The organism is Devosia sp. (genome assembly GCF_028290645.1).
Classification (GTDB): Bacteria; Pseudomonadota; Alphaproteobacteria; order Rhizobiales; family Devosiaceae; genus Devosia_A.
In genome coordinates this window covers 1-6,659 of the sequence record NZ_JAQGJL010000135.1, presented here as the reverse complement: position 1 = coordinate 6,659, position 6,659 = coordinate 1, and the positions used below count along the sequence as shown (strand labels likewise).

10 protein-coding genes are annotated in these 6,659 nt (G+C 67.0%); 6 read left to right on the top strand and 4 right to left on the bottom strand.

What is annotated here, in order from left to right; translation table 11 throughout:
- Positions 1–571 (bottom strand): aldo/keto reductase (locus JWQ89_RS07875; RefSeq protein WP_299639882.1); only part of this gene is annotated, 571 nt, incomplete at its 3' end.
- Between the two features lie 62 nt (positions 572–633).
- On the opposite strand from JWQ89_RS07875, the gene JWQ89_RS07870 reads away from it, so the two are divergent.
- The 3 genes from JWQ89_RS07870 to JWQ89_RS07860 all read left to right on the top strand — a co-directional run bounded on the left by JWQ89_RS07870 (position 634) and on the right by JWQ89_RS07860 (position 2,300).
- The gene (locus JWQ89_RS07870; RefSeq protein WP_299639880.1) at positions 634–1,638 is read left to right on the top strand and encodes a rhodanese-related sulfurtransferase; all 1,005 of its coding nucleotides are present in this window, start codon (positions 634–636) and stop codon (positions 1,636–1,638) included.
- Positions 1,635–2,078 carry an effector binding domain-containing protein gene (locus JWQ89_RS07865; protein WP_299639878.1) on the top strand — a complete coding sequence of 148 codons (444 nt, stop codon included), beginning with the start codon at positions 1,635–1,637 and terminating at the stop codon, positions 2,076–2,078. The genes JWQ89_RS07870 and JWQ89_RS07865 overlap by 4 nt, the downstream gene beginning before the upstream one ends.
- Positions 2,079–2,171: 93 nt before the next feature.
- Positions 2,172–2,300 (top strand): hypothetical protein, encoded by a 129-nt coding sequence (locus JWQ89_RS07860; protein WP_299639876.1) that lies wholly within the window; start codon positions 2,172–2,174, stop codon positions 2,298–2,300.
- Between the two features lie 52 nt (positions 2,301–2,352).
- On the opposite strand, the gene mbfA is transcribed toward JWQ89_RS07860, so the two are convergent.
- Complete coding sequence (mbfA, locus tag JWQ89_RS07855) at positions 2,353–3,336, bottom strand: iron exporter MbfA (protein WP_299639875.1); 984 nt, start codon at positions 3,334–3,336, stop codon at positions 2,353–2,355.
- A gap of 178 nt (positions 3,337–3,514) precedes the next feature.
- On the opposite strand from mbfA, the gene JWQ89_RS07850 reads away from it, so the two are divergent.
- Positions 3,515–4,360: an ATP/GTP-binding protein gene (locus JWQ89_RS07850; RefSeq protein ID WP_299639873.1), complete on the top strand. Its 846-nt coding sequence runs from the start codon at positions 3,515–3,517 to the stop codon at positions 4,358–4,360.
- A 130-nt stretch (positions 4,361–4,490) separates the two neighbouring features.
- Here JWQ89_RS07850 and JWQ89_RS07845 read toward each other — a convergent pair whose 3' ends face one another.
- Positions 4,491–5,402, bottom strand: coding sequence for a LysR substrate-binding domain-containing protein (locus JWQ89_RS07845; protein WP_299639872.1), 912 nt, complete (start codon positions 5,400–5,402; stop codon positions 4,491–4,493).
- Between the two features lie 96 nt (positions 5,403–5,498).
- Here JWQ89_RS07845 and JWQ89_RS07840 point away from each other — a divergent pair, with 96 nt between their 5' ends.
- Positions 5,499–5,648, top strand: a complete 150-nt coding sequence (locus JWQ89_RS07840; RefSeq protein WP_299639870.1) for a hypothetical protein — start codon at positions 5,499–5,501, stop codon at positions 5,646–5,648.
- Positions 5,649–5,748: 100 nt separating this feature from the next.
- A complete protein-coding gene (locus tag JWQ89_RS07835) occupies positions 5,749–5,892 on the top strand; it encodes a hypothetical protein (RefSeq protein ID WP_299639868.1) in 144 nt (47 codons plus the stop codon).
- A 70-nt stretch (positions 5,893–5,962) separates the two neighbouring features.
- On the opposite strand, the gene JWQ89_RS07830 is transcribed toward JWQ89_RS07835, so the two are convergent.
- The coding region (locus JWQ89_RS07830; RefSeq protein WP_299639866.1) for an extensin family protein at positions 5,963–6,659 on the bottom strand (697 nt) is incomplete at its 5' end.

The window sequence follows — 6,659 nt, the reverse complement described above, 5'->3', positions numbered from 1 at the left end:
TCAGGCAGGTGACGCCCATGTCCTTCAGGATTTTGTACGCCTCGCGGGTCTGCTTCTCGGGATATTGCGAGATGCCGACATAGAGGGCCTTGCCCTGCCTGTGCAGCTGCGCCAGCGCGCCCATGGTCTCCTCGAGCGGCGTCTCGGGGTCGTAGCGGTGGGAATAGAAGATATCGACGTACTCAAGCCCCATGCGTTTGAGGCTCTGCTCGGCCGAGGCGATGACGTATTTCTTCGAGCCGCGATCGCCGTACGGTCCGGGCCACATGGTCCAGCCGGCCTTCGACGAGATGATCATCTCGTCGCGATAGGGGCGGAAGTCGCGCGCCATCATGTCGCCGAACAGCTCCTCGGCGGCGCCCGGCGGGGGCCCGTAATTATTGGCGAGGTCGAAATGGGTGACGCCCTTGTCGAAGGCGTAGCTCAAGATCTCGAAGGCCGACGGATAGTCGCGCGTGCCGCCGAAATTCTGCCACAGCCCCAGGCTGATCACCGGCAGCTTCAGCCCCGAGCGCCCGGTATACCGATATTGCATGTCGCCATAGCGAGCGTCGCTGGCCCGATAGGTCATGTGATCCTCCAAGTGCTGTCCGATTTGCCCGGTGCCGTCGGCGGATGCTACACCCGCCCGCAATGATCGAGCTTCAAGAAACCAGCGCCTATCTGCCCCAAGGCCTGAATCGCTTCAAGGTCCTGGCGCTTTACAAATTTGCGGATTTCAAAGATTGCGCCGCGCTCAAGCCCGGGCTGGCGCTGTTCTGCTGCGCGCGCAAGATCCGCGGCACCTTCATCCTCGCGCCCGAAGGCATCAACGGTACGGTGGCCGGCAGCCCCGAGGCGATCGACGAGCTGATGGCGTGGTTCGAGCACGATCCCCTGTGGCGCGGCCGCCTCGCCGGCGCCGAAGCAAAATTCTCCGGCGCCGCCGAGATGCCGTTCCTCAGGATGAAAGTGCGGCTCAAGCCCGAGATCGTGACGCTCCGCGCTCCCGAGGCCGATCCCGGCAAGGCTGTCGGCACCTATGTCGAACCGGCCGACTGGAACGGGCTGATCGGCCGCAACGACGTGACGCTGATCGACACCCGCAACGACTACGAAGTCGCGCTCGGCAGCTTCGCCGACGCCCGCGACCCCAAAACGCAGAGTTTTGCCGAGTTCAAGGCCTACGCCGCCACGCTCGACCCGGCCCGGCATCCGAAGATCGCGATGTTCTGCACCGGCGGCATCCGCTGCGAGAAGGCCTCGAGTTACCTCATGTCGCGCGGCTTCAAGGAAGTGTTCCACCTGAAGGGCGGCATCCTCAAGTACCTCGAAACCGTCCCCGCAGCCGAAAGCCGGTTCACCGGCGAGTGCTTCGTCTTCGACGAGCGCGTCTCGGTCACCCACGGCCTCAAGGAAGGCGAAGCGGTCCTCTGCCGCGCCTGCCGCCTGCCCGTGATGCCCGCGAACGCGGTCGGCGCACTCTGCCGCACCTGCGCCGAAGCAACTCCGCCCGGCGCGGTCGAACGCGAGCGGCAGATGGAACTGGCCCGCGCCCGCGGCGACGCGCACCTGGGCGATGACGCGGCGGAAACCGCGGCGCGCAACAGGGCAACAAAGCTGACACGTCGGAAGCAGTCCAAGGATCAAAGCAAATGATCGAAATCATCGAACTGCCCGAACTGGTCGCCATCGGCGTCCTCGTCGAGGCGCACTGGAACGAGCTGCCGCGCGCCGTTCCCGCCGCCTGGACCCGGCTGTTCGAGACCGATACCGGGGCCACCTCCTTCCTCGGAGTCTCGATCTCGCGCGAGGGCGGGCATTACCGCGAACTGGTCGGCTATCTCGCGGCCGCCAAGACCGAAGTGCCCGCTGGGATGACGCGGCTGGTGATCCCGGCGCAGCGCTACCTGAGGTTCATCCACGATGGCCCGCTGGTCGAGATCACGCGAGGCTTCGAGCAGCTCTATGCCCACGCCGCCGTCACCGGCCTCAGCGCCACCGACTTCAAGCTCGATTTCGGCTACACCCCCGGCCTGCCGCCCGGCCGGCACGAACTGCACGTGGCGCTCGCGCCCGAGCCATTGCTGCTCGCCTGACGCGCCCGGCTTCCCCTCCGCCATACCGGTGCTATGATGGCGGTGAGCCGGGAGCTTCGGCAATGGCCCCGGCGCCGTTGAGGGGAGGCCGCAATGGCAGATGACGACACTCCGCATCCGCTCCAGACGCAGCGCGAACTGCAGCATATCCCGGTCGTCTACATCATCTTCCTGTTCGCCGTGCTGGTCTTCGTCGTCTTCTTCGTCATCGCGAACAGGTGACATCGCCGGCGGCCGGGGCTCGGCGGCCGATGCAAGAGATCCTGGCCGGCGCCTAGGCGTTGCCGATCAGGATTCCGGCCGCAAAGACCAGGGAGCCACCCAGCACCACCTGCAGCACGGCCCGCCAGAACGGGGTGTGCATGTAGCGGTTCTGGATGAACGCAATGGCCCAGAGCTCGACCACCACCACCGCGGCGGCCACGCCGGTGGCGGTCCAGAAATGCGGGATCAGGTAAGGCAGCGCATGCCCCAGCCCGCCGAGCGCCGTCATCACCCCGGTGACGATGCCGCGGGTCAGCGGCGAGCCGCGGCCGGTGAGCTTGCCGTCGTCCGCCGCCGCCTCGGTGAACCCCATCGAGATGCCGGCGCCGACCGCCGCCGCCATGCCGACGAGGAAGGTGGACCAGGTATTGCCGGTGGCAAACGCCGCGGCGAACACCGGCGCCAGCGTCGACACCGAGCCGTCCATCAGGCCGGCGAGCCCGGGCTGCACATAGGTGAGGAGGAACTGCCGGTGCTCCTCGCTCGTTTCGGCCGCCCGCTCCTCGGGTCCCAGCGCCTCGCTCTCCAGCCGGCCGGCGAGATCGGCATGCTGGCGCTCCTCGACCGCGAGATCGCCGAGCAGTTTTCGCGTCGCGACATCGGTGGTCCGGGCCGCCGCCTCGATATAGAAGTGCGAGGCTGCCGACTCCATCTCGTAGGCCAGTTGCCGCACCGCCTCGAGACTCATCGCCTGCATCAGCCAGATGGGCTTCCGCTCGATGAAACCGCGCACATGCTCGCGCCGGATCGGCACCAGCCGGGGGCCGAACTTTTCCACATAGCGGTCGAGCAGCCGGCGCCGGTGATTGTCCTCCTCGGCCGCCATGCCCTCGAACACCTTGGCGGTCGCCGGGTAGAGATTGGCGAGACGCACCGCGATTTCGGCATAGATGGCGCCGTCCTCTTCCTCGGCGGCGATGGCCAAGGAGAGAATCTCGCGCTCGTCGAGCGAGGTGAAATCGCGCCGGTCTGGCTGAAGAAGACGTGCAAACATAACGCTCTAGCCGCATAGTCTGGAATTATTCTAATAGCTGCAAGCGAGCCGGGCAACCCCGACGCGGTTAATCCTTTCTCTGATGGCGGGCAAATGCGAAGCTCGCCGGGCGCGCGCCGGCCTGTTCGACGAGGGCGCTCGCGATGGACCCGGCCAAGTCCAGAAGCGGAGAAAGACGATGCTTATCAGAACCAGCGTTGCGCTCGGCCTTGTGCTGGCCGGGACGATGACGGCCGCCGCCCAGACCGCCACCGAAGCCTGGCGCCTCGGCGGCTTGAAGACCCCCGAATCGGTGATCTTCGACAAGGCCAACAACCGCCTGATCGTCGGCAATATCGGCGCCTTCGGCGATGCTGACGGCTATCTGTCGACCGTCTCGCCCGATGGCAAGTTGGTCAACGAACAGTGGGTCACCGGTCTCACCGACCCCAAGGGCATGGCGATCATCGGCGACAACCTGTTCATCGCCGACGCGACAGGGCTTGTGGAGGTCAAGCTCACCGACGGCTCGATCGTCACGACGCACCCGCTCGAGGGCGCACAACTGCTCAACGACGTCGCGACCGACGGCAGCACCCTCTATGTCACCGACACCTTCGGGCAATCGATCTACCGGGTCGAGGGCGGAAAGGCCGAGAAGTGGCTGACCGACGACAAGCTGCTGGCCCCCAACGGGGTGTTCATGGACGGCGACAAGCTGCTGATCGGCGGCCTCGGCGCGGGCATCAAGCCGGACTTCTCGGTCACCGGCAAAGGTGGCCTCGTCGCCGTGGACCTCGCCAGCAAGGCGATCACCGCCATGGCCGGCGCCACCGGCCTCAGCATGAGCGACGGCGTCGCCAAGCTCGGCAACACCGTCGTCTTCGACGATAACCCCACCGGCACGATCTACGGCTACGCCGACGGCAAGGCCACGCCGATCACCACGCTCGGCGCCGGAACCGCCGACCTCTGGGTCGACGGCGACATGCTCTACGTGCCGCTGATGCAGACGGGAGAACTGGTGGCCCTGAAACTGGAGTAGCCGGACTCCCAACAGTCGCCTTCTCCCCTTGAGGGAGAAGGTGCCCGAAGGGCGGATGAGGGTATCGCAACGGGGAGGTTGCGCGACCGGAGCGAAGCGACCGGCGACAGAGTGCGCGCGGAGGCGCCCCTCACCCCCGCTTCACCTGCGCCACATACCCCTCCGCCGAATCCGGCACCTCGGCCCTGAGCCACTCGCGGAACAGCCACACCTTCTTGGGCTCCCGCCGCCCCTCGGCAACGATCAGCCAGTAGCCCAGCTCGCTCTCGACCGACACGTCGAACGGCCGCACCAGCCGCCCGTCGCTCACCGCATCCGCCGACATCATGTCGACCGCCATCAGCACGCCCTGCTCGGAGATCGCCGCGTCGAAGGCCAGCGCCGGATCATCGTAGCGCGGCCCCGCCAGCTCGACCGGCGCCGTCCCCGCCGCCGCGAACCACGGCTCCCAGGGCAGCATCGAGGCGGTGTCGCGGATCAGCGGCACCCGCGCCAGATCCTGCGGCGATTTCAGCTGCCTCGCCACCGGAGGCGACGCCACCGGGCTGTAGCGCGACCCGCCGATCAATTCCGACTTCACCCCCGGCCACTGCCCGCGCCCGAAGCGGATGCCGACATCGATATCGGAATGGGCGAGATCGATCATCGTCCCGGTCACCACCAGCCGCACCTCGATCCCGGGATGCAGCCGGCTGAACTTGCCGATCCGCCAGATCAGCCAGCGCGAGGCGAAGACGCTGCCCACGGTCAGCGTCAGCACCTGCTCGTCGCCGGCCTTGAGGGTGCCGATCGCATCGGCCAGCGCGGAAAAACCGCCGCTCAACTGCGGCAGGATCTGCCTGAGCGCCGCGGTCGGCCGCAGCCCCTGCGGAGTGCGCTCGAACAGCTCGAGCCCGAGCCGCTCCTCAGCCCGCCGCAGATGCTGGCTCACCGCTCCGGGCGTTACCCCCAGTTCCTCCGCCGCCGGCGCCAGCGCCCCCCGGCGCGCCACGATCTCGATGGCGCGGATGGCGTTGAGCGGGATGGGGAACGGGTTGGCCATGTAGTTTTTCTATACCGCCCTCAAACTCTTGTCGATTGTTGCAACGCCGGCTGGAGCGCATATCAACGCCACACCCTCAGAAAAGGAGGCTCCAAAATGTACAAAATGTTCAACAGCATCCGCACCTGGCTCGCCGGCCTTCTGGTGGCCGACGCCCCGGAAGATCCGCTGACCCGGATGAGCCCGCGCGAGTTCGCCGACCTGCCGGTGCACCACCCCCGGTTCGACGACTGCTTAAGTTCATAGCCGGAACAAACCTCGCCGCCGGGTTCATCGCGGGTTCAGCGCCCGGCCGCTAGATCGGCAGCCGCTCACTTAGCCGGGCTTCCCACACGGGAGAAAGAAAATGAAGATGAGAGACCTGATTTCCAAACTGCGCGACCGCAAGGCCAACCAGCCCATGCGCCGCGACTGGACCAACAACTGGACCCCGCGCGACTGGGCCGACCTGCCCACGCACCACCCGCGCCGCGAAGACGAGGCGCTCTGACCATCAGTCGTCTCCCTCCCCCTTTGTGGGGAGGGATCAAGGGTGGGGGTGGCCCACGCCCGATGCAAACCTACTGGCACATCCGCGACGTACAGGTCTTGCCGTGGCACCCGAGGTCCACGTGCAGGTGATCATGGTGCAGCGCGTTCGCCTCCGGCCCGAGCACCGTGGTGAAATGGGTGCAGGCGGAATCGTGCGCGAAGCGCAGCAGCCGGCCCTCCGGTGACAGCGCATCGGTCCAGCCGCCCTCGACCGTCACGAAACGTCCATCCTCGAGCTTGAAGCCGACCACGTCGAGCGCATCGGCGAAGGCGTGGAAGGAGAGGTTGCCGGTCTTGCCGTTGTCGACATTGCGGCACATGTACGAGGTGCCGACCACCACCTCGGCGATCCGGGTGTTCTCCTTGGCGAGGACATAGGAATCGACCGACGCGATCCACTCCGGCAGCGCCGAAGCCACTCCACAATCGGTTTGCACCCCGCCCGACACCGGCACCATCCGCCCATTGGCGAGGACGCCGGTGACCGATAACGGCGACTGCAACCCGCATTGCTGGCCTTCGCTGATCGGCGGCAGCGCGGTCGCCTCGACACGCCCCAGCAACACCGCCGGGCATGCCGTCTGGTAGACGCGCGGCGGCGCGGGGGGCTCGGCGGGTTTTTCGGGGACGATTGGCGGCGTGGTGATCCCGGGTCCCGGAGGAGGCACCGCGGGCGTTGCCGCCGGAGGCGCCGCGGGCACCTGCGCCGGCGCCACCGGCCGCGTC

What these genes read in the sequence shown, in the direction of transcription:
- JWQ89_RS07840 (WP_299639870.1), top strand. Translation starts at nt 5,499, where the DNA reads ATGTACAAAATGTTCAACAGCATCCGCACCTGGCTCGCCGGCCTTCTG.
- JWQ89_RS07845 (WP_299639872.1), bottom strand. Translation starts at nt 5,402, where the DNA reads ATGGCCAACCCGTTCCCCATCCCGCTCAACGCCATCCGCGCCATCGAG.
- JWQ89_RS07835 (WP_299639868.1), top strand. Translation starts at nt 5,749, where the DNA reads ATGAAGATGAGAGACCTGATTTCCAAACTGCGCGACCGCAAGGCCAAC.
- JWQ89_RS07850 (WP_299639873.1), top strand. Translation starts at nt 3,515, where the DNA reads ATGCTTATCAGAACCAGCGTTGCGCTCGGCCTTGTGCTGGCCGGGACG.
- JWQ89_RS07870 (WP_299639880.1), top strand. Translation starts at nt 634, where the DNA reads ATGATCGAGCTTCAAGAAACCAGCGCCTATCTGCCCCAAGGCCTGAAT.
- mbfA (WP_299639875.1), bottom strand. Translation starts at nt 3,336, where the DNA reads ATGTTTGCACGTCTTCTTCAGCCAGACCGGCGCGATTTCACCTCGCTC.
- JWQ89_RS07865 (WP_299639878.1), top strand. Translation starts at nt 1,635, where the DNA reads ATGATCGAAATCATCGAACTGCCCGAACTGGTCGCCATCGGCGTCCTC.
- JWQ89_RS07860 (WP_299639876.1), top strand. Translation starts at nt 2,172, where the DNA reads ATGGCAGATGACGACACTCCGCATCCGCTCCAGACGCAGCGCGAACTG.